The sequence below is a fragment of the Promicromonospora sp. NPDC052451 genome (genome assembly GCF_044547525.1).
GTDB lineage: Bacteria > Actinomycetota > Actinomycetes > Actinomycetales > Cellulomonadaceae > Promicromonospora.
Genome location: NZ_JBIUAP010000007.1, coordinates 193,128 through 216,334 on the forward strand (window position 1 = coordinate 193,128; position 23,207 = coordinate 216,334).

The window sequence follows — 23,207 nt, forward strand, 5'->3', positions numbered from 1 at the left end:
TGCAGGTGACCCAGGGCCCAGGCGAACGACCCGTCGTCGGCATGACTCGTCGCTCCCCGGTGGTGATCCACCTGACGCCAGTTGCGACCCGATGATCGTAGCAGCGGCGGAAGGAGCCCGTACGCGGCGTCCGGCTGCCTCCCGGGAAGGGCTCGGGAAGCCCGGAAAATCAACGAAAGTACCTGAGACCCTTTTGCGATTCACCGCGACGTCGCTAGTGTGCCGCCATGCCCTCCCCCGTGTCACCGGACGCAGGCGTTCCGGAACACCAGCCAGACCAGCGCCGCCCCCGGACCGGTGGAACGCACCGCCAGGAACCGAACGGCCCCCCGCCGTCCGGCGGCCGGCCGCAGTCGGGGCAGTTCGCGTCGGGGCAGCTTCCGTCCCGGCAGTTCCCGGCGGGGCAGGGCCAGTCGGGGCAGGGCCAGTCGGGGCAGGGCCAGTCGGGGCAGCTCCCGTCCCGGCAGTTCCCGGCGGGGCAGGCCACATCGGGCCAGTTCCCGTCTGCTCAGTTCCCGTCCGGGCAGTTCCCGTCCCGGCAGTTCCCGGCCGGGAACCAGCCGCAGTCCGGCCCGTTCGGTCCCGGCAGGCCGCAGTCCGGCCCGTTCGCGACCCCGCCCGGCGCGGCCTCGCCGTCGGACCCCCGGACGCCGGACCCCCGCTCCCCCGGACCCGACGGCGTCGGCGAGGAGCGCGGCAGGAAGGGCACCACACGCCGGGACTGGATCTGGTCGATCGTCGCCTTCGTGGTCGCGGCCGTGGTCATCGGTGCCGTCGGGTTCCACTTCTTCGGACCTGACGCGGACGAGGAGCCCACCGTGGCCTGGGCCGTCGACTCGTGCGCCGGCCCCGACCCGGCCGCGCAGGCCACCGACGCCCCCACGGACGCCTACCGGCCGCTGACCTGCGACGACGCGGAGGCCACCGTCACGGTCCTCGACATCCAGGACGCCGTGTCCGTGGCACAGCTCCACTGCCCGGCCGGCACCGATGTCGTCTTCCAGAAGGACGGCCAGGCCGGCGGGGACACGCAGGCCGTGTGCGCCCGCAACCTCTCGGACGACCACCCGGGCGACCCCGGGATGGGCGGCGGCCAGCTCCTCGCAGGCGACTGCGTGAACGGCGACGGCGGCGAGGTGCCGTGCTCCGCGGACGGCGCACGGAAGGTCACCGGCCTCATGGTCGGTGCCGTCGAGTGCCCCGAGGGGACCGCCGACGAGATCGAGCTGGGCTTCGACCCGTCACGCAGCTACGAGACGATCTGCCTCGGCGAGTAGGTCAGCCCTGCGACGTGCTCGGTGCGCTCTGCGCACCGGCCGCACCGAGCACGCGACGCAGGTAGGTGTACGTGAGGTCGCCCGCGGCCTTGTCGTACTGCTCCTCGTAGCCGTGCTTCGTGTACATCGCGAGGTTCTGCTTGGAGTCCTTGCCGGTGAAGACCCAGATCTCCGTGGTCTGTTCCGGCAGGTACGGCAGCACCGCGAAGAGCATCTCGGTGCCGATCCCGCGCCCCTGCTTGTCGGGGGCCACCGCGAGCCGGCCGAGCGTCGCCTTCTCGCCCTCGATCTCCACGCGCACCGAGCCGATCATCCGGTGGCCCTCCCACGCCCCGATCGTCACCACGTCGTCGCGCGCCAGGTCTTCCCGCAGCTCGGCGAGCGTCTGGGTCAGCGGCGGGATGTTCGGGTCGTCGTACAGCTGGGCCTCGGTCACGAACGCGGCGCGCCGCAACGTGAGGAGCTCGCCCGCATGGTCGTCCTCGACCAGCGCGATCGTCGTGGTGGAGTTGCTCATGGGGCCATGGTGTCAGAGGTGACGCGCCCGGGTCGACGATGACCGTGGCTCGAACGTGGATGTCAGTGGTCCGGCGTAGGTTCGGCGCATGAGCAGCACACGCCCACGCTGGCCCGACAACCCCGACGTACGGATCGACGTGCGCTCGGCCGTCGGCCGGTACGACGACTTCTACGAGGTCGTCGGCGTCAAGAAACCGGGCGGCCGAGGGTGCTGGTGCATGGCCTACCGGGACAGCCGCGTCCCCGCCGACGAGGCCCCGGGCTACATGCGCGGTCTGTGCTCGGCCGAGCCCGGCCCGGGCGTGCTGGCCTACGTGGACGACGTCGTGGCCGGCTGGTGCTCGATCGCGCCCCGGTCCACCTACCGGCGACTCATGAACTCGCGCACCATCCCGTTCGTCGACGAGCGGGACGCCTGGGCCGCGGTGTGCTTCGTGGTCCGCGCCGGGTTCCGCGGGCGCGGGCTCATGCACCACCTGCTCGCCGGGGCGGTGGAGCACGCGCGGGCGCACGGGGCCGAGGTGGTCGAGGGCTACCCGGCGGACACGGGCCCCGACCGCGTCGACGTGATCAGCGGGTACGTCGGCACGGTGCGCATGTTCGAGCAGGCGGGGTTCGTCCGGGCGACGGAGACGAGCGGCGTCAGCGGGGGCCGGCGGCGCTGGGTCATGCGCCTGGAGCTCGGACAGGACGGGGTCCCGTCGGCCGCGCCGGGTTAGCCTGACCGCGTGAACGACGCGACCGCAGCCACCCACTGGATCCTGACCCTGTCCTGCCCGGACCAGCCGGGAATCGTGCACGCGGTGGCGGGAATGCTCGCGGAGCACGGCGGCAACATCACGGAGTCGCAGCAGTTCGGTGACCCGGCGTCGGGCCTGTTCTTCATGCGCGTGCAGGTCGAGTCGACGGCGTCACGCGACGAGCTGACCGCCGCGATGACGCCGGTGGCGGGCAAGTTCCGGATGACGTGGACGCTCGACGTCGTCGGGCGGCGGATCCGGACCCTCGTCATGGTGTCCAAGGCCGCGCACTGCCTCGTGGACCTGCTGTACCGGGAGCGGTCGCAGCGTATGCCGATCGACGTGGTGGGCGTGGTGGGCAACCACCGCGACCTGGAGGACATCGCCACCTTCTACGGCAAGCCGTTCCACCACGTGCCCGTCACCAAGGACACCAAGGCCGAGGCGGAGGCGACGCTGCGCGGCCTGGTCAAGGAGACCGACGCCGAGCTGGTGGTGCTGGCCCGGTACATGCAGATCCTGTCCGACGAGCTGTGCCGCGACCTGAGCGGGCAGATCATCAACATCCACCACTCGTTCCTGCCGTCGTTCAAGGGGGCCGGGCCCTACCGGCAGGCGCACGACCGCGGCGTGAAGATCATCGGCGCCACGTCCCACTACGTGACCGGTGACCTCGACGAGGGCCCGATCATCGAGCAGGACGTCGAGCGCGTGGACCACTCCCGCAGCGTCGAGGACCTGGTGGGCATCGGCGAGGACGTCGAACGCCGCACCCTGGCCCGCGCCGTCCGCTGGCACGCGGAACGCCGGGTCCTCCTGGACGGCACCCGCACCGTGGTCTTCCGCTGACCGCCCCGCGGTAGCCGGCAGCGCAGGCTGGCCGGGCTGGGCTGGGTGGTCGGCAGAATGTCAGGTGGTCGGTAGCTCGGACTACCGACCACCTGACATTCTGCCGATCACTCGGGCGGGCCGGCGGCAGCCGGGCCTACCCGGCCCGGCGCCTCAGCCCTTGACCGCGCCTGCCAGGGCGAAGGCCGAGCCCGAGATGCGGGTGACCAGCACGTACAGACCGAGCACCGGCGCCGCGTACAACAGCGAGTACGCCGCGAGCTGCCCGTAGGCGACCGACCCGTACTGCCCGAAGAACGCGAAGATGCTCACGGCCGCCGGCTGCTTCTCCGGGGAGAGCAGCAGCACGAACGGGACGAAGAAGTTCCCCCACGCCTGCACGAACACGAAGATGAACACCACGGCGATGCCGGGCCGCATGAGCGGCAGCACCACCCGGCGCAGCGCCTGCATGGCCGACGCCCCCTCGGTCCAGGCGGCCTCCTCCAGCGAGATCGGCACCGAGTCCATGAAGTTCTTGGTCATCCAGATCGCCATGGGCAGCGACGTCGCCGCCATGAAGAAGATGGTTCCGGGCAGCGAGTCGAGCAGGTTGAGCTGCACGAACAGCGCGTAGACCGGGACCATGATCGCCGTGATCGGCAGGCAGGTGCCGAACAGCACCGAGTACAGGAAGTACTTGCCGAACCGCATCCTGTACCGCGACAGCGGGTACGCCGCGAGCACCGCGACCACCACCGTGATCGCCCCCGACCCTGCCGACAGCACGAACGCGTTCCACAGCGGCAGCCAGGTGAGCTCCGGCGTCATGATCGCCGCGAAGTTGGCGGTGGTCACGGCGTCGGGCAGGCCGAAGGAAAGGGTCGCCTCCGCGTCGAAGGACGCCACGAGCACCCAGGCCATCGGGAGCACGAAGCACAGGGCGATCACGAGCAGCACCACGTTGGCGGCCACCTTGGTGGCCGTGCCGCGGGGTGCGGCCAGCGTGCCGAGCCCGCCGCTGCGGGCCGGCGCCGCGGGCTTCGTCAGAGTGTCCGCCATCAGTCCACCTCCGGTCGGAGCGCGCGGATGTAGATCACGGAGAAGATCCCGCCCACGATGATCATCACGGTCGCGATGGCCGTGCCGTAGCCGACCTGCGCGAACTTGAACGCCTCCTGGTAGGCCAGGATCGGCAGGGTCGAGCTGTCCGTGCCCGGTCCACCGCCGGTCATCACGTAGATGAGCGTGAACACCGAGAGCGTCTGCAGCGTGGTCAGCATCAGGTTGGTCGAGATGCTGCGCCGGATCACGGGCAGGGTCACCCAGGTGAGCCGTTGCAGCCCGTTGGCGCCGTCGAGCTGGGCGGCCTCCGTGAGCTCCGGCGGCACCTCCGCGAGGGCGGCCGAGTAGACCATCATCGAGAAGGCCGTGCCGCGCCAGATGTTGGCGAGGATCACCGCGAGCATCGGGGTGGAGTAGAGCCAGTCGGGTCCGGTGATGCCGATGCCGCCGAGCAGCGTGTTGAGCGTGCCCTCCGAGTGGAAGAACGCGTACGCCGCGAACGCCGCGACGATCTCGGGCAGCACCCACGCGGCGACGACCACGGTCGAGGCGATCGAGCGCACCGGCTTGACCGCCGAGCGGAGCAGGCCGGCCAGCAGGATGCCCATGACGTTCTGCCCCACCACGGCGGACAGGAACACGAACACGACGGTGAGCCACAGCGACTTGGGGAAGTCGGGGTCACCGATCAGCGCGGCGTAGTTGTCGAACCCGATCCACTCCGGGCTCAGGGCGGCGGGCCCGGTCAGGGCGGCGTTGGTGAACGAACCGTAGAACGACCACACCACGGGGCCGAGCATGAACAGGGCGAGCAGGACGACGGCGGGCGCGAGCGGAACCACTCGCGCCACGCCGCGGGACGTGACGGCCATCAGGTCAGCCCTGGACCGTGTTCTCTTCGCCGACGATGCCGATCACCGCTTCGTCGTAGGCGGCAGCCGCCTCCTCCGGCGTCTGCTGGCCGGTCATCACGGCCTCCATCGCGACCATGATCTCGTTCGAGACCTTCGGGTAGTCGGACGTCGCGGGCCGGAAGTTGGTCACGTCGACCAGGCCGGTGAAGAACTCCGTGGTGGGGTTCGTCTTCGTGTACTCCGGGTCCTCGGCGACGTCGGTCCGGACGGCGATCTGGCTGTTCGCGACGTCGAACCAGAGGGAGTTCTCGCGGTTCAGCGCCATCGAGATGAACTCGAACGCGGCGTCCGGGTTCTTGGAGCCGGAGCCCATCGCGAGGGTCCAGCCGCCCGACATGCTCACGGCACCCGGGGCGGCGCCGTCCTGCGTGGGCATGGGCGCGGTGCCCATCTTCTCGGACCACTCGGGCCACGGCGCGACGCCGGACTCGAGCCAGTTGCCCGCCACCCAGGAGCCGTCGAGCGCGATGCCGACCTTGCCCTCGGGCAGCCACTCGGCCTGCACCGTGTTGCCGATGTTGGTGTCGAGCGCCTGCTGCGGCGTCGGCGCCAGGCCCTCGGTGAACACGGTGGTGATGAAGTCGAGGCTGTCGACGAAGCCCTGCGAGCCCAGCACCCACTTGCCGTCCTCGTAGAGGGTGTCGCCGGTGCCGTACAGGAGCATCTCGAAGCCCTGCATCACGGCGGCCTCGCCCTGCGGCTTGCCGGAGTACATGTTGAACGGGACCACGTCCGGGTCCGACTCCTTGATGGCCCGGGCGGCATCCAGCAGTTCGTCCCACGACTTCGGCGCCCAGTCCTCCGGCAGACCCGCCTTGGCCAGCACGTCCTTGTTGAACCACAGGCCGCGCGTGTCGGTGCCCATGGAGACGCCGTAGGTCTTGCCGTCGTCGCCCGCGCCGGCCTCCTTGGCGCTGTCGACGAACTGGTCCCACTCGTCCCACTCGGCCAGGTAGTCGTCGAGCGGCGCCAGGTACCCGGCCTCGACGTCGGACTTGATCATGTACGTGTCCTCGTACATGACGTCGGGCGCCGTGCTGGGCGACCGGTTCATGAGGGCGAGCTTGGTGAAGTAGTCGTTCTGCTGCGCCTCGATGGGCACCAGCTCCACGGTGATGCCGGGGTTGGCCTCCTCGAAGTCGGCCTTGACGTCCTTGAACAGCTCGTCGGCCTGCGTGAAGTTGCCGAACTTCTGGTAGGCCACCTTGATCGTGGAGGAGTCGGAGCCGCCTCCACCGGAGCCGCAGGCACCGAGCGAGAGGGCGAGTGCCGCTGCAGTGACGGGTGCGATGAGGAATCGTGCCGTGCGCATGAAGCTCCCTTGCGTCGTGCGAGCCCGGCTACGCCGCCGGACCAACTGACGCACACGATTCACCCCTGGCGGGCCCGAGTCAAGGGACTCCGCCGAGGAATTGTCAGCGCTGTCACCCCCGCCCGCCGATCCCGCCCCCTCCCAACCCTTCCTGCCCCCGCCCGCTCGCCTGGTGAGCGGCCACTCATCAGGCGGGCAGCGACCGTAACGGGCGGGGTTACGGTCGCTGCCCGCCTGATGAGCGGCTGCTCAGCGGCCGGTCAGGCCGGTCAGGCCGGTCAGGCCGCTCAGCGGCCCCGGGGGTCCGTCAGGACCGCCACCGTGCGGGGCGGCACCGTGACGGTGCCCGTCGCGGCGTCCCAGGCGGTACCCCGCACCACCGGGTCCCCGCCGCGTGCCTGGATGCGCGACAGCGCGTAGTCCCGCCCCGCCAGCTCGGACACCTCGACGGACGCCTCGTCCGGCGACGCGTTGAACACCACGAGCACGCCGTCCAGCGTGCGGTCGACGTCGGTCCGGCCCGCCCGGTCGTCGATCGACATCGTGATGACGCCGGGCACGGCGTCCGGCCCGGACCCGGGGAACGTCACCTTCTCGCGGATCAGGTCGGCGGAGCCCAGCCGGAACAGCTCGGTCGAGTGCCGCAGCTCCAGCAGCTCACGCGCCTGAGCCGCGGAGAACCCGATGTCGTCGGCATCCGGCTTGAGCGCGGCGTCGGCGAGCAGGGGCCGCTGGTACGGCCACTTGTCCTCGTTGTCGGCCGCCATCGGCAGGCCGCGCCCGAACCCGTTGTCCTGGCCCGACCAGTCGATGGTGTTGAACCAGTCGCCGGAGTCGAACGAGTTGCGGTCCAGGGACTTGGAGCGCAGCAGGTCGGTGCCCGCGTGCCAGAACGACGGCGACTGCGACAACGCGGCCGTGGCGAGCGAGACCGTGTTCATCCGGACGCGGTCGGTCATCGACGTGTCTGCCGGCAGCTTGAGCGTCAGCAGGTCGAACAGCGTCTCGTTGTCGTGGGCGTCGACGTACGTGACGACCTCCTCCGGCGAGTCCGCGTAGCCCGCGGGCGCGCCACGGTAGTCGAGCTCGTCGCCCCGGACCTGCTCCCCCGTCGCGGTCGTGACCTCGAAGGACCGGAGGTTGCCGGCCAGCCCGAGCTTGACCAGGTCTGTCTGGTGGGCCAGGTCCGCGGCCTCGTCGTCGCCGCCGTCGTTGACGGTCGCCGGGTCATCGAGCCGCGCGTCCCGCCCGTTCGGGTCGGTGAACAGGCCGGTGCCGAAGCCCTGCGTGAACAGCGACGACCCGTCGACCGGCGAGCCGCCGTGGACGGCGTCGCGCAGGCGGTCGCTGAAGGTGCCGATGCCGGTGCCGCCGAGCTGACCCTGCGTGGCCTGCTCGAACCGGGCGTTGCCCGCGACCTCGCCGAAGTCCCAGCCCTCGCCGTACAGGTACACGCTCTTGCCGTCGACGCCGTCGCGGCGCAGGGTGAGCGCGTCGAGCCCCGCCCGGACGGCCTCCATGTTCTCGCGGGAGTGGTGCCCCATCAGGTCGAACCGGAACCCGTCCACGTGGTAGTCGCGGGCCCAGGTGACCACGGAGTCCACCATCAGCTTCTGCGCCATGGCGTGCTCGGTCGCGACGTTCTGGCAGCAGGTGCTGGTCTCGACGGCGCCCGTGGTCGCGTTGAGCCGGTGGTAGTAGCCGGGCACCACGCGGTCGAGCACCGACCTCGGGTCCTGACCCGAGGCCGCGGTGTGGTTGAACACCTGGTCCAGCACCACCTGCAGCCCGGCGCCGTGCAGGTTGCCGACCATCGAGCGGAACTCGGCCACGCGCGCCCCGCCGTCGGCCTCGACCGCGTAGGAGCCCTCCGCGGCCATGAAGTGGTACGGGTCGTAGCCCCAGTTGAAGGCGTCGCTGCCCTGCACCTCGCCGACGGCGGCCTGCTGCTCCGTGCCGTCGGGCGCGAAGCCCGACAGGTCGCCTGTCATGGCCTGGTCGGCGCGGTCCTCGGGGATCGTCGCGATGTCGAAGGTGGGTAGCAGGTGCACGGTGGTGAGCCCGGCGTCAGCGAGCGAGCGCAGGTGCTTCATGCCGTCCGAGCCCTTGATGCCGAACGCGCCGTAGGTGCCGCGCAGGCGCTCGGGCACGGTCTCGTCGGAGCTGGAGAAGTCACGCACGTGAAGCTCGTAGATGGTCTGGTCGACGGCGCGCTCCACCCGTGGTGCGGGCGTGTTCCGCCAGACCTTGGGCTGCCAGGCGGTGTCGTCGAGGTCGACGGCGACCGAGTGGGTCGAGTCGAGCGTGAGGCCCACCGAGTAGGGGTCGGTCACCACGTTGGTCTCGACCTGGCCCGTGCTCGGCACGTACACCTCGACGGCGTAGCGGTAGCGGGTGCCGCGCCAGTCGAGCCGGCGGTCGGCGCGGCCGCCGTCGAGCGTCCAGGCGCCGTCCTTCTGCCGGGTCAGCGCGAAGGTGCGCGGCTCGGCGTCGAGCGACCGGCCGGCGGGCCAGGCCTGCAGCGTCACGACGCGGGCCGTGGGCGCCCAGAGCGCGAAGGAGGCCCGCTTGCCGCCCTGCCACGTCACGCCCAGCGCGCGGTCGGTCGCGAACAGGTCGTCCAGCACACCGGGGATCTGCACGCCGGTGGCGGCGGTCAGGGTCTCGCCGTCGTGCCGGGTCAGGCGCAGCGCACCCTGCAGGGCCGACGTCGCCGCGGCCCGGGTCAGGCCCTCGGCCTCCAGGGCGAGGTGGCCGGCCAGGTGCGGGAAGTCCTCGGCGACGTCCGCGGGCACGTCGCCCGTGCCGTCCGCCGGGCTCAGCGGGTACGACGCCGCATCGGTCTCCAGGGCCCAGGTGTCGCCGGAGCCGAAGCCGGCGGCCGGGACCAGGACGAGCCCCTGGCGCACCCAGTGCGCGGCCTGCTGGCCCTCGCCGGGCGTGCCCGGGGTGCCGGCCTGCACGGACGGCACCTTGGTCTCCGGGTCCCAGGTGAACGTGACCGGGCCGCCGCCCGTCGAGTAGGCGATGTTGGCGCCGTCCCGCACGCCGTCGGCGCCGTAGTTCTCGGCCCAGGAGCCGTTCAGCGCCACCTTGAACTCGTAGGACCCGGCGGGCAGCTCGAACGTGCCGGTGTAGGTGCCGTCGTCGGCGAGGGTGAGACGCGCGGCCTCGCAGTCCGGGGTCCAGTCGCCGGCGCAGCCCATCTCGCTGTTGTGCGAGCCCGGCACGGTCACCAGGTCGACGTCGGGGTCCGTGGGGTCGTCGACGACGCCGCTGACGTCCACGCCGACCGACGCGTAGGAGCTGGCCGCGGCGCGGTCGCCGTCGGCGTCCCGGGTGACCGCGCGGTACTCGACCAGGGTGCCCTCCGGAAGGCCCGCCTCGTCGGCGATGTCGTGGAAGACGCGCGGCGAGGTGTCCTCGGCGGTGCCGAGGTCGTGCCACTCGGCGGTGCCCACGGCGCGCCAGGCGAAGGAGGTCTCGGCCCAGGCGTCGTCGATGCCGGCGGCGACCGGCGCGACGCCGCTCAGCGCAGCACCCGGCCGGGCGCTCGTGCCCGGGACCACGGTGACGGTACCCGCGGTGTCCGCGCCCACGGTGCGGTCGGCGACGAGCACGATCGCGGAGCGCGCCGGGACGGTCAGCGTCACCGCGCCGTCGGCGTCGGCCGTGACCTCGGCGCTGGTGCCGTACAGCGGCGCGTACGTGGCGCCCGGGGTGAGCGTGTCGAACGTGACCGTGCGCTCCTGCGCGGCGTTGTTGGCCGCGACGAGGTGCTCGACCTTCTCCTCGCGGTCCACGCGGGAGAAGGCGTAGACGCCGGCGCCGTCCTCGGCGTAGCGCTCGATCTGCGCACCGGACGCCAGGGCCGGGTACTCCTCGCGCAGGGCCGCGAGGGCGGCGATGTGCTCGTAGAGCGGCGCGTCGGTGGCGTAGCGGTCGGTGCTGCCGGCCTGCTCGCCGGTGACCAGCGGCTGGTCGGCGTACTCGTCGACCTGGGTCGCGAACAGGCTCTGGCGCGCGTCCTTGTCGCCGCCGGTGCCAGCGAAGCCCTGCTCGTCGCCGTAGTAGACGACGGGCTGGCCGCGCGTGAGGTACATCAGCTCGTGCGCCAGCTCGTCGCGCTCCAGCGGGTTCTCGGCGCCCGACAGCATGTAGCCGACGCGGCCCATGTCGTGGTTGCCCAGGAACGTGGGCAGGGCCGAGGCGCTGCTGTGCGGCGTCGTGTACAGGTCGTCCGAGGCGTACAGGTCGGCCAGGCGGCGGGCGCTGTTGCCGCTGGCGTAGCTCGTGGCCGCCGACTGGAACGAGAAGTCGAGCACCGAGCTCATGTCGGTGCGGCGCACGTACGGGGAGGTCTTGGCGGCGTCGGCGTCGTAGACCTCGCCGAAGGTGAAGAACTCGTCCTTGCCCTGCGCGCGGGCGTACTCGGCGATCTCGGCGGACCACTCCTCCCAGAACTCGAAGTTCACGTGCTTGACCGTGTCGATGCGGAAGCCGTCGATGCCCAGGTCGATCCACGCCTTGTAGATCTCCTCGAAGCCGTCCACCACGCGCGGGTGCTCGGTCATGAGGTCGTCCAGGCCGCTGAAGTCGCCGTACGTCACCGACTCCCCGGACCACGTCGAGTTGCCCCGGTTGTGGTAGAGCGTGGGGTCGTTGAGCCAGGCCGGGACCTTGACGTCCTGGTCGGCCGGGTCGACGACGGGGGTGTACGGGAAGCTCGTGGCGGCGTCGAGCTCGGGGAAGTCGCCCGTGCCCGCGTGGTCGGCGGGGTCGAACGCGTTGCCGGCGGCGTCCCGGTACGGGGTGGTGGCCTGGTCCACGTAGTCGTAGGTGCCCTCGGCGTAGTCGACGACGTCGGCCGTGTGGTTGGTGATGATGTCGAAGTAGACCTTGAGGCCGCGCGCGTGGGCGTCGTCGATCAGCGCCGCCAGCTCCTCGTTGGTGCCCAGGTGCGGGTCGATCCGCGTGAAGTCGGTGATCCAGTAGCCGTGGTACCCGGCGCTGACGTCGCTGCCGGAGCCCTGCACCGGGCGGTTGAGGAAGCTCGGGGTGAGCCAGATCGCGGTGGTGCCCAGGCCCTCGATGTAGTCGAGGTTCTGGCGCAGGCCCGCGAGGTCGCCGCCCTGGTAGAAGCCCTTGTCCGTCGGGTCGAAGCCGGTGGTGAGCCGGTCACCGGCCAGCCCGCCGGTGTCGTTCGACGCGTCGCCGTTGGCGAACCGGTCGGTCATCACGAAGTAGAAGCGCTCGTCGCTGCCCGGCTGGCGTACGGGGTCGTGGACGAGGGCGTCGTCCGCCTCGGTGTAGTCGCCGGCCAGCCCGAGCGGGGTCAGGGCGGTGCGGTGGGTCGTGTCGTCGTACGTGACGCGAACGCGCGCCGAGCCCTCGAGGTGGAGCGGGGCGTTCTCGGTGCCGCCGTCGCGGCCGTAGGACTCGTCCCACGCGTCGTCCAGGGCGACCTTGTACTCGTAGGTGCCCGCGGGGAGGTCGAACTCGGCCACGAAGGTGCCGTCCCCCTGGGCCACGAGCTCCGTGGCGGGGCACGCCGGGTCCCAGTCGGCGGCGCAGCCGAGCTCGTCCTGGAGGCTGCCGACGAGGGCCGCCGTACGGTCCGCGGCGGCGGTGCCGGTCGCCTGCCGCACCGCGGCCGTGCCGGTCTCCTGTACAGGGGTGGTCGCCGACGCCGACACCGCGAGTCCGGACGAGGCGATCAGGGCGGCGGAGGCGAGCCCCGCCGTCGCACGAAGCGCTGCGCGCGACGTGTGGAACGGGCGGGCGTGCGGCCGGCGCCGACGCTCGGTGCGAGACATGGATGACCCCTTCGTCGTCCGGAACGCGAGTGTGAACCGAGCGCGACTGTAACGCTTGCAGAACGTTGCAGCAAGGTCTCTCGCCCCGGAAGATGCACTGCGGATGCGCGGCTCCGGAGCAAGGGTGGCCCGCGGGGCTGCGTCACGGAGAGTAGGCATTGTCTACTCCCCGTGACAGGCCCCCGCGGGCCACGTTCCCTCACCCTGGTCGCGAGGGCGCGACCGCCGAGGACGTCGGGCGCGATGGCGAGGTCCGGCATCCCGGCCTGCCCCCGGTCACGACGATGCCGCCCGCGTCAGAGCGGGAGCTTGAAGCCCTCGTGCGACTGCTCGTAGCCGAGGCTCCGATAGAACCGGTGCGCCTCCGGTCGCTGCTTGTCCGACGTGAGCTGGGCCAGCACACAGCCCCGCGCCCGGCCGCGCTCGTGGGCGTGCTCCATCATGAGCCGGCCGATCCCCTGGCCCCGCAGCGCGCTGTCGACCCGCACCGCCTCGACCAGCAGGCGCGACGCACCGTTGCGCGAGATCCCCGGGATGTAGGTGAGCTGCATGACGCCGATCACCTCGCCGTCGGACTCGGCGACGACCAGCTCGTTGTCCGGGCTCGCCACGATGGCCTCGAACCCGCGGACGTGCGGTTCGCCGTAGGTTCCGGTGCGGCGGGCGGCGACGGCGTCGTCGGCGATCAGCTCGACGACGCGCCGCAGGTCGGCGCGGACGGCGTCGCGGAAGGTGAGATCCATGCCGCCAACCCTAGGTGGGGCCGGTCGGGGTGCTTACGATCCTCCTGTGACCACCTCCTCCGCGCCGGCGGCGCCCGACGGCGTCCCGGACGCGGCCCCGCGCAGCTCCTGGATCGCACTCGCGGTGCTCATCCTCGGCGTCTCGATGGCCCTGCTCGACACGACCATCGTGAACGTCGCCCTGCCGACGATCCGTACGTCGCTCGACGCCTCGGAGGGCACGCTGTCCTGGATCATCTCCGGGTACGCGCTCGCCTACGGCCTGGCCCTCATCCCCGCCGGACGGGTCGGCGACCGGGTGGGCCACAAGTGGGTGTTCGTCGTGGGACTGGCCGGGTTCACGCTGGCGAGCCTGTGGTGCGGGCTCGCGTCGGGCGCCACCGAGCTGATCGTGGCGCGCGTGGTCCAGGGTCTGTGCGGCGGCATCTTCTTCCCGGCGGTGACCGCGCTGATCCAGCTGATGTTCACGGGCCGCACGCGCGGCCGGGCGTTCGCCGTGATGGGCGCGGCCATCGGGTTCTCCACGGCGCTCGGGCCGATCGTCGGCGGGCTGCTCATCGAGGCGTTCGGCGACGACGAGGGCTGGCGCTCGATCTTCTTCGTCAACCTGCCCTTCGGGCTGGTCGCCGTGGTCGCCGCGATCGTGCTGCTGCCCCGCATCGTCGCCGGCGGCACGGCCCGCGGCGTCGACGCGCTCGGGCTGCTGCTGGTCACGGTGGCACTGGTCGCGATCCTCGTGCCGCTCATCGAGGGCGAGGACGCCGGCTGGCCGTGGTGGACCTGGACGTCCCTGGCAGGGGGCCTCCTGCTGCTGGTCGCGTTCGCGTTCTGGGAGCGCCGGGTCGCGGACCGCGGCCGCAGCCCGCTCGTCCCGCCGCACCTCTTCTCGCACCCGGCCTTCACCGGTGGCGTGGTGCTCGCGCTGGTCTACTTCGCGGCGTTCACGAGCATCTTCTTCACCATCTCGATCTTCTGGCAGACGGGCCTCGGGCACTCCGCCCTGGCATCGGGCCTGGTGTCCATCCCGTTCGCCATCGGCTCGATCGTGGGAGCCTCGCAGAGCGAACGCCTGGCGCACCGGCTGGGCCGGCGCGTGCTCGTGATCGGGACCGGCATGGTGGCCCTCGGCCTCGTCTCCGTCTGGCTGGTGCTCTGGCTGGTGCCGACCGGCGACCTGAACCACTGGCACCTGGCGGCACCGCTCCTGGTCGGTGGCATCGGCAGCGGCCTCTTCATCGCGCCGAACGCCCAGTTCATCGTGGCCACGGTGGACCGCGACGAGGCCGGCGCCGCGTCCGGCGTGATCGGCACGATGCAGCGCATCGGCTCGGCGGCGGGCATCGCCGTCGTCGGCTCCGTGCTGTTCGGGTCGCTCACGTTCCCGCCGGGCCGCCCGACACCGGACGTGGTCGCTGACGCGTTCGCCCACGCGGCCACCATGGCGATGGGCACCAGCGCCGCACTCTCGGTGGTGGCGTTCCTGCTGGTCTTCGCCCTGCCCCGGCGGGTCGACCCGCCCACGCCGACGGCGTAGGCGGGTCCGCCCGCGTCAGCCCGCCAGGTGACCCCACCTCGGCGCGAGACCGGACCACGGCCCGACGTCGGCCACCTCGCCGTCGACCAGGACCACCACGCGGTCGGCGCGGGCCAGTGCGGCGCGCTTCGACGTCGCGCCCACCACCGTGGTGCCCCGCTCCCGCAGGGCGGCCCACAGCTCGATCTCGGTCGAGGCGTCGAGCGCGCTGGAGACGTCGTCCGCCAGCAGCAGCTCGGTGTCCGCGGCGAGTGCCCGCGCGAGCGCGAGCCGCTGCACCTGGCCGCCGGACAGCCGGACGCCGCGGTGACCCACCAGGGCGTGCGGGCCGCCGGCGTCCGCCATGTCCTGGGCAAGGCGTGCGCCGCGGATCGGGCCCTCGAGGTCGCGCGCGTGGTCGAGCTGCACGTTGTCGGAGAACGAGCCCGACAGCACGCGCGGCACCTGCGCCACGTGCGCCACCTGACCGGGGCGCAGGAACGCCTGGGCGTCGGTCACCTCGGTCCCGTTCCACCGGATCTGACCCGTGTGCTCCATGAGCCCCGCCAGGGCGGACAGCAGCGACGACTTGCCCGATCCGACCTGCCCCAGAAGGAGCACGAGCTCGCCGCGCCGGATCTCCAGGTCGACGTCGGAGACCCCGATGGTGCCGTCGTCGTGCACGGCGGTGACGTGGCGCAGGTCCAGCCGGTCGAGCGGCTCCCGGCGCGGTGCCTCCGGCGCCGGTGCGACGCCCGTCACCAGGTCCACCCCCGGCTGCCGCGACACCAGGTCGACCCCGCCCGCGAACCGGGCCGTCGCGACCTGCCACGCCCGGGTGCCCGGGGCCTCGGTGACGACCGCGCCCGCCACGACGCCGAACCAGGCGAAGCCGGTGACGGCGTTGGCGACCAGCAGGGTCGTGGCCAGGTCCCACCGGCCCGTGAGCAGGAATCCCCAGGCTGCGACGACGCCGAGGTACAGCGTCACCAGCGGCACCGAGTCGAGGACGGCCTGCACCCGGTGCTCGAAGATCGCTGCCTTCACCCGGCCGGAGTCCACCGTGCCCAGGTGCCGGCGCACGTCGGGCGTGCGGGCCGCGAGCTTCACCGTGCGCGCGGAGTCCAGGGCCGAGACGAGGGCGCGGCCGAACCGGGCGCGGGCCGCCGAGGAGCCTGCCGCGGACCGGCCTGCGATGGGCCGCCCGATGGCCGACGCCGCGGCGGAGACCACCATGACGGCCAGCAGCACGGCGCCGGCCGTCCACGTCCCGCTGATCAGCGCGGTGGCCGCCACGATCAGGAGCCCGTTGACGAAGTCGACCCAGCGGTCGGCGTAGCGCACGAACCGGTCGGCGTCCATGGACCGGGCCACGACCTCGCCCGGCGGGGTGGCCGGCAGCCGGTACTGCCGGGTCTGCCCGTGCATGACGGACATGCGGATACGCAGCAGGATCTCGATCCACCAGCGCGGGTACACGCCCAGCGCACGGGAGATGAAGAGCGGCTGCACGATCAGCAGCAGCGCGAGCGCGACGAGCAGGCCGACCGGCAGCACACCCGACCCGACCTCCTCGACCGTGCGGCCCCACAGGTAGCCGCTGACCGCGCCCTGCGCCGCGACCAGGCTCGCCAGCAGGAACAGGACCGCACCGAACACGCCCCACTTCGGCCGCACGAACAGCGCGTGCAGCACGCCCCGCGCGAGACTCGGGCCGGTTCCGGGCTGCGGCAGGTCAGGCGGGGTCCCGGTCCGGCGCCGGCCGCCGACGGCGTCGGCCCCGTCGGTAACGGACCCGTCGGCACCGGTGAAGGTGGCGTCGGCGGTCGCAGTGACAGCCTGAGCACGCACCTCCGCCGCATCGACAGCGACGTCACCGGTCGCGGCAGCCGCCACGCCGTCGTCGCTGGAAGCCCCGTCGAGCGACCCGTCGCTCGCCCCTGCCTCCAGAAGCGTGCGGAACGGACCGGGTGTGCGCGCGAGGGCGGCGCGCCGTCCCTGCTGCACCACGCGCCCGTGATCGAGCACCGCGACGAGCCCGGCGCGCTCGATGGTGCCCAGCCGGTGCGCGATGAGCACGCCGGTGCGCCCCGTGAGCAGCCGGTCGGACGCGGCCACGACGCGCGCCTCGGTGAGGGGGTCCATACGAGCCGTGGCCTCGTCGAGCACGACGAGCTGCACGTTCCGCACGAGGAGCCGCGCGAACGCGACCAGCTGCTCCTCCCCCGCGGACAGCGTGGTGCCGCCCGGTCCGAGGAGGGTGTCGAGGCCGTCAGGCATGCCCGCGACCCACTCGGTCAGGCCCAGCTCACGCACGGCACCCTCGACGTCGTCGCGCGGCACGTCCGCGAACAGGCCGATGTTCTCCGCGAGAGTGCCCGCAAGGATCTCCGTGCGCTGCGTGACGACGCCCACGGCCCCGCGCAGCTTCTGCAGGTCCAGGTCGCGCACGTCGACGCCGCCCAGGAACACCGACCCTGGCTCGGGCTCGACAGCGCGCGAGAGCAGCGCGGCCAGCGTCGACTTGCCCGAGCCGGTGCGGCCCACGAGGGCCACGGTCTCACCCGCGGGCACCGTGAGGTCGACGTCCGACAGCGCGAACGTGCCCTCGGCGTAGGCGAAGCTCAGGTCGCGCAGCTCGAGCTCGAGCGGCCCCTCCGGCACGTCCCGTCCGCCCTCGGGCTCCGGCTCCACCGCGAGCATCTGGCGGATGCGGAGCACGGCGCCGAGGCCCTCCTGGATGTCCGGCAGGTGGTGCACCAGGTTGTCCATCTGCCCCACGAACATGGCCGTGACCAGGAAGAGCGTCACGAGCTGGTCCACGGACAGCCCACCGCCGGACGCGACCACCGCGCACGCCACGGCGGTCCCGGCCAGCAACGCGTACATCACCAGGCCGGCCCGGCGCAGCAGCCGCTCCTCGACGCGCACCACGTCCTTGAACTTGCGGTGCACGACCGCCGAGAGCTGAGCGACCCGCCGCACCGCGAACGCCTGCCCCAGGCTGGTCCGCAGGTCGTTCCGAGCCGCAACGGCTTCCTCGAAGGCGGCGGCGTGGTCGGTCCACGCGGCCTCCTCGATCACCTTGCGACGCGCGATCTCACCGAGCAGCGGCCGGGTCAGCAGCGCGACGAGCACGCCCAGCACCGGGAAGAGGAACCAGGCGGGCCACCAGGTGATGCCCGCGACGATCCACATCGGCACCGTGCCCACGACGGTGCGGCCCGCGCTCCAGAGCTGGCGGCGCACGAGCGTGCCGACGGCGTGCGTGTCGTCGTCGACCCGGTCCAGCACCTCGCCGACGGCCTGCTCCGAGAGCGTCGCCAGCGGCTGACGCAGGGCGGCGCTGAGCAGGTCGCTGCGGAGCTTGCCCTCGGCGCGGTCCACGACACCGGCCCAGACCACCTGGCCGACGCCGTCGAGCACCGCGCCGCCGACCACGCACGCGGCGAGGAGCAGCAACCCCGCGACGGTCGCGTGCGCCGCGAGCTGACCGGCCGCGGCCGTGCCCAGGGCCTGCCCGACGGCGCCCGCGGTGAGGGCGAGCAGCGCCACCACGGCGGCCACGCCACGCAGGCGGCGCCAGTCCAGCCGGCGCGCAGGGTCGTCCGTCAGCACGCGGGCAGGGGGAGGCGACGCCTCGGGAACGGGCGAGGTCTGGGGAGTCTGTGGCGCGTCGATCATCGTTTCCTGAGGCTACGTCGAGACACCGACAGTCCCTGCCTCTTTTTCGCACCGGGCGACCAACGTCACTCCCCGTCCGCCCTCACGTGTCAGGCCCCCAGGTCACCGGAGCGACCTGAGGGCCTGGCACGTCGGCGGAGACCGGCGTCAGAGGGACGCGAGCGCCTCGTTGAACGTGGTGCTCGGGCGCATCACCGCGGTCGCCTTGGCGTCGTCCGGACGGTAGTAGCCACCGATGTCGGCGGCCTTGCCCTGGACGGCGAGCAGCTCCTCCACGATCTTCTCCTCGCCCGCGCCCAGCGCCTCGGCGAGCGGCTTGAACGTGGCGGCCAGCTCGGCGTCGTCGGACTGTGCCGCGAGCTCGCGGGCCCAGTACAGGGCGAGGTAGAAGTGCGAGCCGCGGTTGTCGATCGTGCCGAGCTTGCGGCCCGGGGACCGGTCCTCGTTGAGGAACGTGCCGGTGGCGCGGTCGAGGGTGTCGGCCAGCACCTGCGCCCGGGCGTTGCCCTCGCTCACCGCGAGGTGCTCGAAGGACGCGGCCAGTGCGAAGAACTCGCCCAGCGAGTCCCAGCGCAGGTAGTCCTCCTCGACGAGCTGCTGCACGTGCTTGGGCGCGGAGCCGCCGGCGCCCGTCTCGAACAGGCCGCCGCCGTTCATCAGCGGCACGATCGAGAGCATCTTCGCCGACGTGCCGACCTCGAGGATCGGGAACAGGTCGGTGTTGTAGTCGCGCAGCACGTTGCCGGTCACCGAGATGGTGTCCAGGCCCTGGCGGATGCGCGCCAGCGAGAACGCCGTCGCCTCCGCCGGGTCCATGACGTGGATCTCGAGGCCCTCGGTGTCGTGCTCCGGGAGGTACTGCTCCAGCTTCTGGATCAGGTTGGCGTCGTGCGCACGGCGCGAGTTCAGCCAGAACACGGCGGGCGTGTCCGACAGCCGGGCGCGGGTGACGGCCAGCTTGACCCAGTCGCGGATCGGGGCGTCCTTGGTCTGGCAGGCGCGCCAGACGTCGCCGGCGTGCACGTCGTGCTCCATGACGACCTCGCCCGCGCCGTTCACGATGCGCACGGTGCCGTCGGCGGCGATCTCGAACGTCTTGTCGTGCGAGCCGTACTCCTCGGCGGCCTGCGCCATGAGGCCCACGTTCGGGACGGAGCCCATCGTGGCCGGGTCGAGGGCGCCGTTGGCACGGCAGTCGTCGATGACGGTCTGGTAGATCCCGGCGTACGAGGAGTCGGGGATCACCGCGAGGGTGTCCGCCTCCTCGCCGTCCGGCCCCCACATGTGGCCGCCGATGCGGATCATGGCGGGCATCGAGGCGTCGACGATGACGTCGGACGGAACGTGCAGGTTGGTGATCCCCTTGTCGGAGTTCACCATGGCCATCTTCGGGCCGTCGGCCAGCGCGGCGTCGAACGCGGCGCGGATCTCGTCACCGTTCGGCAGCGCCGACAGGCCGGCGAAGATGCCGCCCAGGCCGTCGTTCGCCGACAGCCCGGCAGCGGCCAGGTCCTGGCCGTACTTCTCGAAGACCGGCTTGAAGAAGGCCCGCACCACGTGACCGAAGATGATCGGGTCCGAGACCTTCATCATCGTGGCCTTGAGGTGCACGGAGAACAGCACGCCCTCGGCCTTGGCCCGCTCGATCGACTCCGCGAGGAAGGCGTCCAGCGCGGCGGCGTCCAGGAACGTACCGTCCACGACCTCGCCCGCCAGGACCTTCAGCCCGTCCTTGAGGACGGTCACCGTGCCGTCGGCGGCGACGTGCTCGATGCGCAGGGTGTCGTCGGCCGGGATGATCACGGACTTCTCGTTCGAGAAGAAGTCGTCGTGGCCCATCGTCGCCACGTTGGTCTTCGAGTCGGCCGTCCACGCACCCATGCGGTGCGGGTGCGCCTTCGCGTAGTTCTTGACCGACGCCGGCGCGCGGCGGTCGGAGTTGCCCTGGCGCAGCACCGGGTTCACGGCGGAGCCCATGACGCGGCCGTAGCGCTCGCGCGCGTCCTTCTGCTCGTCGGTCTCGACGCTCTCCGGGAAGTCCGGCAGGTCGTAGCCGAGGGCCTGGAGCTCGGCGATGGCCGCCTTGAGCTGCGGCACCGACGCCGAGATGTTCGGCAGCTTGATGATGTTGGCCGACGGGTCGTTCGCCAGCTCACCCAGCTCGGCGAGCGCGTCCGGCTGGCGCTGCTCGTCCGTGAGGCGCTCCGGGAACTGCGCGATGATGCGGCCGGCGAGCGAGATGTCGCGGGTCTCGACGTCCACACCGGCCTTGGCCGCGTAAGCCGAGACGATCGGCAGGAACGAGTACGTCGCCAGAAGCGGGGCCTCGTCCGTGTGGGTATAGATGATGGTGGACATGGGTGTGGCTGACTCCCCGGGTTAGTGGAATGTGCCGATCTCTCGATATCAAGATACCTGAGGGTGCTGCGCCGTCCTGAATCGGGAGAACCCCAGGAGTGCCGCCACCAGCGTGAAACCGGCCACGCCCAGCCACAACGCGGGCCGGTAGCCGACATGATCCGCGAGCAGGCCCCCGGCCGGCGCACCGACGACGAGCATCGCCCGGTTGACGCTGCGGATCGTCGTGTTGGTGCGTGCCTGCAGGTGATCGGGGGTCACCGCCTGGCGGTAGCCCATCTCGTTCGCGTTCTCGAGACCCATCGCCAACCCGTACAGCGCCTGGCCGGCGGCGACGACCGCCACCGTCAGCCAGGCCGCCGCGCCGTCGGGGTCGCCGACCGGCGCCAGCGCGACGACCGCCACCGTCAGCCAGGCCGCCGCGCCGTCGGGGTCGCCGACCGGCGCCAGCGCGACGACCGACCAGGCGGGGACCATGGCCGCGCGGGCCACGACCACCGTGCGCCCCGCGCCCCAGACACGGCCGGCACGCTCCGAGAACAGCGCACCGACCAGGCCGGCTGCGCCCGCCGCCGCGAGCGCCAGCCCGAGCTGGAAGGCGGACAGCCCCAGCCCGACGAGAGCGAACGGGGCGAGCACCGTGGTCACGACGCCGTTGCAGAGGAACCAGCCGTGGGTGGCGAGAGCCAGCGGCGCGAGCGTCGTGTGGCGGTACACCCAGCGCAGGCCCTCGCGGACGTCGTCGAGCAACCGGCGGGTGGCGTGCCGCAGACCGCCGCCGGCGCGTGTCGCGGTGCGGACCGGGTTCGGCTCGGGCACCTTCGCCCGCCAGACGGCGAACGCGGCGAGCAGGTAGGTGGCCGCGTCGACCAGCACCGCCAGCGGGGCGCCCAGCGCCGTCGTGACGGCGCCGCCGACCGCCGGACCGGAGGCCTGTGCGACCGCGCCCGTCTGGTCGAGCCGGGCGTTCGCGCGGACCAGGGCGCTACGCGGCACGAGCCGGGGCACGAACGACTGGGATGCCGCGTCGTTGAGCAGCGACGCCACGCCGAGCACCACCATGAACCCGGCGAGCACGGGGACGGTCAGCGCCCCTACCCACCAGAGCAGCGGCACCGCACCGAGCAGGACGCCCCTGGCCAGGTCCGTGGTGATCAGCACCGGCCGGCGTCGCCAGCGGTCGACGACCACACCGAGCACCAGTCCCAGCACGAGGTACGGGACCCAGCGCGCGGCGTTGACCACGCCCAGCTCGGTCGCGCTCGCACCGAGCGTGAGGACCACGAGCACCTGCAGCGCGACGGTCGTGACGTACGTGCCGAGCTCGGACACGGCCTCGCCGGCCCAGAACCAGCGAAACGCCCGCCCGAGCATCGGGCCTCCTCCCGGCACCCGGAGCCGGGGTGCTAGATCAGGCCCAGGGACCGGACGGCGTCGCGCTCCTCCGCGAGCTCGGCGACGCTCGCGTCGATGCGGGCACGCGAGAACTCGTCGATCTCCAGCCCTTCGACGATCTTCCACTCACCGCTGCCGTCCGAGGTCACCGGGAACGAGGAGACGAGCCCCTCCGGTACCCCGTACTCGCCGGAGGACCAGATACCCGCCGAGGTCCAGTCGCCGCCGGGCGTGCCGAGCGTCCAGTCGCGCACGTGCGCGATGGCCGCGTTCGCGGCCGACGCCGCCGACGACGCCCCGCGGGCCTGGATGATCGCCGCACCGCGCTTGGCGACGGTCGGGATGAAGTCGTCCGTCAGCCACGCCGTGTCGGCCGCGACCTCGGCGCCGGGGCGACCGCCGACCTCGGCGTGGAACAGGTCGGGGTACTGCGAGGCAGAGTGGTTGCCCCAGATGGTGAGCTTGCGGATGTCGGCCACGGGGGTTCCGGTCCGTGCGGCGACCTGGGAGAGTGCGCGGTTGTGGTCGAGCCGGGTCATGGCGGTGAACCGCGTCGCGGGCACGTCGGGTGCGTTGGACGCCGCGATGAGCGCGTTGGTGTTGGCGGGGTTGCCCACCACGAGCACCCGGACGTCGGCGGCGGCGCCGTCGTTGATCGCGCGGCCCTGCGGGCCGAAGATGCCGCCGTTGGCCTCCAGCAGGTCGGCGCGCTCCATGCCCGCGCCACGCGGGCGCGCACCGACCAGGAGCGCCACGTTCACGCCGTCGAAGGCCTTGGCCGGGTCGTCGAAGATGTCGACGCCGGCCAGGGTCGGGAAGGCGCAGTCGTCGAGCTCCATGGCGGTGCCCTCGGCGGCCGCCACGGCCTGCGGGATCTCGAGGAGGCGGAGCCGCACGGGGGTGTCCGCGCCGAGCATCTCGCCCGCGGCTATACGGAAGAGGAGCGCGTACCCGATCTGGCCAGCGGCTCCGGTGACGGTGACATTCACGGGTTCAGTCATGGCCCCACTCTTGCATCGACGGGGGCCATACGCCCAGCCCTC

The 23,207-nt window shown here is 72.2% G+C and carries 14 protein-coding genes and 1 riboswitch; of the genes, 4 read left to right on the plus strand and 10 right to left on the minus strand.

Features of this window, described 5'->3' with window-relative positions:
• Nucleotides 1-8: 8 nt before the first annotated feature.
• Nucleotides 9-95, minus strand: a riboswitch (ZMP/ZTP riboswitch).
• Between the two features lie 132 nt (nt 96-227).
• A complete protein-coding gene (locus ACIG47_RS14585) occupies nt 228-1,277 on the plus strand; it encodes a hypothetical protein (protein WP_397431622.1) in 1,050 nt (349 codons plus the stop codon).
• 1 nt (nt 1,278) lies between these two features.
• On the opposite strand, the gene ACIG47_RS14590 is transcribed toward ACIG47_RS14585, so the two are convergent.
• Nucleotides 1,279-1,794, minus strand: a complete 516-nt coding sequence (locus tag ACIG47_RS14590) for a GNAT family N-acetyltransferase (protein ID WP_397410533.1) — start codon at nt 1,792-1,794, stop codon at nt 1,279-1,281.
• Nucleotides 1,795-1,882: 88 nt separating this feature from the next.
• Between ACIG47_RS14590 and ACIG47_RS14595 the strand changes: the two genes are divergently transcribed.
• A complete protein-coding gene (locus tag ACIG47_RS14595; RefSeq protein ID WP_397431623.1) occupies nt 1,883-2,515 on the plus strand; it encodes a GNAT family N-acetyltransferase in 633 nt (210 codons plus the stop codon).
• 9 nt (nt 2,516-2,524) lie between these two features.
• Nucleotides 2,525-3,385: a formyltetrahydrofolate deformylase gene (gene purU, locus ACIG47_RS14600; protein WP_397431625.1), complete on the plus strand. Its 861-nt coding sequence runs from the start codon at nt 2,525-2,527 to the stop codon at nt 3,383-3,385.
• A gap of 153 nt (nt 3,386-3,538) precedes the next feature.
• Here the strand turns inward: purU and ACIG47_RS14605 are convergent, their stop codons facing one another.
• The 5 genes from ACIG47_RS14605 to ACIG47_RS14625 all read right to left on the minus strand — a co-directional run bounded on the left by ACIG47_RS14605 (nt 3,539) and on the right by ACIG47_RS14625 (nt 13,214).
• The gene (locus tag ACIG47_RS14605; protein ID WP_397431626.1) at nt 3,539-4,426 is read right to left on the minus strand and encodes a carbohydrate ABC transporter permease; all 888 of its coding nucleotides are present in this window, start codon (nt 4,424-4,426) and stop codon (nt 3,539-3,541) included.
• Nucleotides 4,426-5,301, minus strand: a complete 876-nt coding sequence (locus ACIG47_RS14610) for a carbohydrate ABC transporter permease (RefSeq protein ID WP_397431628.1) — start codon at nt 5,299-5,301, stop codon at nt 4,426-4,428. Before ACIG47_RS14610 ends, ACIG47_RS14605 begins: the two co-directional genes overlap by 1 nt.
• A 4-nt stretch (nt 5,302-5,305) precedes the next feature.
• Complete coding sequence (locus ACIG47_RS14615) at nt 5,306-6,655, minus strand: extracellular solute-binding protein (protein WP_397431630.1); 1,350 nt, start codon at nt 6,653-6,655, stop codon at nt 5,306-5,308.
• A gap of 287 nt (nt 6,656-6,942) precedes the next feature.
• On the minus strand, nt 6,943-12,471 hold the full coding sequence (pulA, locus tag ACIG47_RS14620) for a pullulanase-type alpha-1,6-glucosidase (protein WP_397431631.1): 5,529 nt from the start codon (nt 12,469-12,471) through the stop codon (nt 6,943-6,945).
• Nucleotides 12,472-12,767: 296 nt separating this feature from the next.
• Nucleotides 12,768-13,214: a GNAT family N-acetyltransferase gene (locus ACIG47_RS14625; RefSeq protein WP_397431633.1), complete on the minus strand. Its 447-nt coding sequence runs from the start codon at nt 13,212-13,214 to the stop codon at nt 12,768-12,770.
• A gap of 46 nt (nt 13,215-13,260) precedes the next feature.
• Here ACIG47_RS14625 and ACIG47_RS14630 point away from each other — a divergent pair, with 46 nt between their 5' ends.
• The gene (locus ACIG47_RS14630) at nt 13,261-14,748 is read left to right on the plus strand and encodes an MFS transporter (RefSeq protein ID WP_397431634.1); all 1,488 of its coding nucleotides are present in this window, start codon (nt 13,261-13,263) and stop codon (nt 14,746-14,748) included.
• Between the two features lie 15 nt (nt 14,749-14,763).
• On the opposite strand, the gene ACIG47_RS14635 is transcribed toward ACIG47_RS14630, so the two are convergent.
• The 4 genes from ACIG47_RS14635 to ACIG47_RS14650 all read right to left on the minus strand — a co-directional run bounded on the left by ACIG47_RS14635 (nt 14,764) and on the right by ACIG47_RS14650 (nt 23,165).
• Complete coding sequence (locus tag ACIG47_RS14635; RefSeq protein WP_397431635.1) at nt 14,764-18,411, minus strand: ATP-binding cassette domain-containing protein; 3,648 nt, start codon at nt 18,409-18,411, stop codon at nt 14,764-14,766.
• A gap of 147 nt (nt 18,412-18,558) precedes the next feature.
• Nucleotides 18,559-20,769, minus strand: a complete 2,211-nt coding sequence (locus ACIG47_RS14640) for an NADP-dependent isocitrate dehydrogenase (RefSeq protein WP_397431637.1) — start codon at nt 20,767-20,769, stop codon at nt 18,559-18,561.
• Nucleotides 20,770-20,817: 48 nt separating this feature from the next.
• A complete protein-coding gene (locus ACIG47_RS14645) occupies nt 20,818-22,143 on the minus strand; it encodes an MFS transporter (RefSeq protein ID WP_397431639.1) in 1,326 nt (441 codons plus the stop codon).
• Nucleotides 22,144-22,175: 32 nt separating this feature from the next.
• The gene (locus tag ACIG47_RS14650) at nt 22,176-23,165 is read right to left on the minus strand and encodes a malate dehydrogenase (protein ID WP_397431641.1); all 990 of its coding nucleotides are present in this window, start codon (nt 23,163-23,165) and stop codon (nt 22,176-22,178) included.
• Between the last annotated feature and the right edge of the window lie 42 nt (nt 23,166-23,207).

Excerpts from the sequence above, each read along its gene's own strand:
- ACIG47_RS14585 (WP_397431622.1), top strand. The coding sequence starts at position 228 with ATGCCCTCCCCCGTGTCACCGGACGCAGGCGTTCCGGAACACCAGCCA.
- ACIG47_RS14590 (WP_397410533.1), bottom strand. The coding sequence starts at position 1,794 with ATGAGCAACTCCACCACGACGATCGCGCTGGTCGAGGACGACCATGCG.
- ACIG47_RS14595 (WP_397431623.1), top strand. The coding sequence starts at position 1,883 with ATGAGCAGCACACGCCCACGCTGGCCCGACAACCCCGACGTACGGATC.
- ACIG47_RS14605 (WP_397431626.1), bottom strand. The coding sequence starts at position 4,426 with ATGGCGGACACTCTGACGAAGCCCGCGGCGCCGGCCCGCAGCGGCGGG.
- ACIG47_RS14610 (WP_397431628.1), bottom strand. The coding sequence starts at position 5,301 with ATGGCCGTCACGTCCCGCGGCGTGGCGCGAGTGGTTCCGCTCGCGCCC.
- ACIG47_RS14615 (WP_397431630.1), bottom strand. The coding sequence starts at position 6,655 with ATGCGCACGGCACGATTCCTCATCGCACCCGTCACTGCAGCGGCACTC.
- pulA (WP_397431631.1), bottom strand. The coding sequence starts at position 12,471 with ATGTCTCGCACCGAGCGTCGGCGCCGGCCGCACGCCCGCCCGTTCCAC.
- ACIG47_RS14625 (WP_397431633.1), bottom strand. The coding sequence starts at position 13,214 with ATGGATCTCACCTTCCGCGACGCCGTCCGCGCCGACCTGCGGCGCGTC.
- ACIG47_RS14635 (WP_397431635.1), bottom strand. The coding sequence starts at position 18,411 with ATGATCGACGCGCCACAGACTCCCCAGACCTCGCCCGTTCCCGAGGCG.
- ACIG47_RS14640 (WP_397431637.1), bottom strand. The coding sequence starts at position 20,769 with ATGTCCACCATCATCTATACCCACACGGACGAGGCCCCGCTTCTGGCG.
- ACIG47_RS14645 (WP_397431639.1), bottom strand. The coding sequence starts at position 22,143 with ATGCTCGGGCGGGCGTTTCGCTGGTTCTGGGCCGGCGAGGCCGTGTCC.
- ACIG47_RS14650 (WP_397431641.1), bottom strand. The coding sequence starts at position 23,165 with ATGACTGAACCCGTGAATGTCACCGTCACCGGAGCCGCTGGCCAGATC.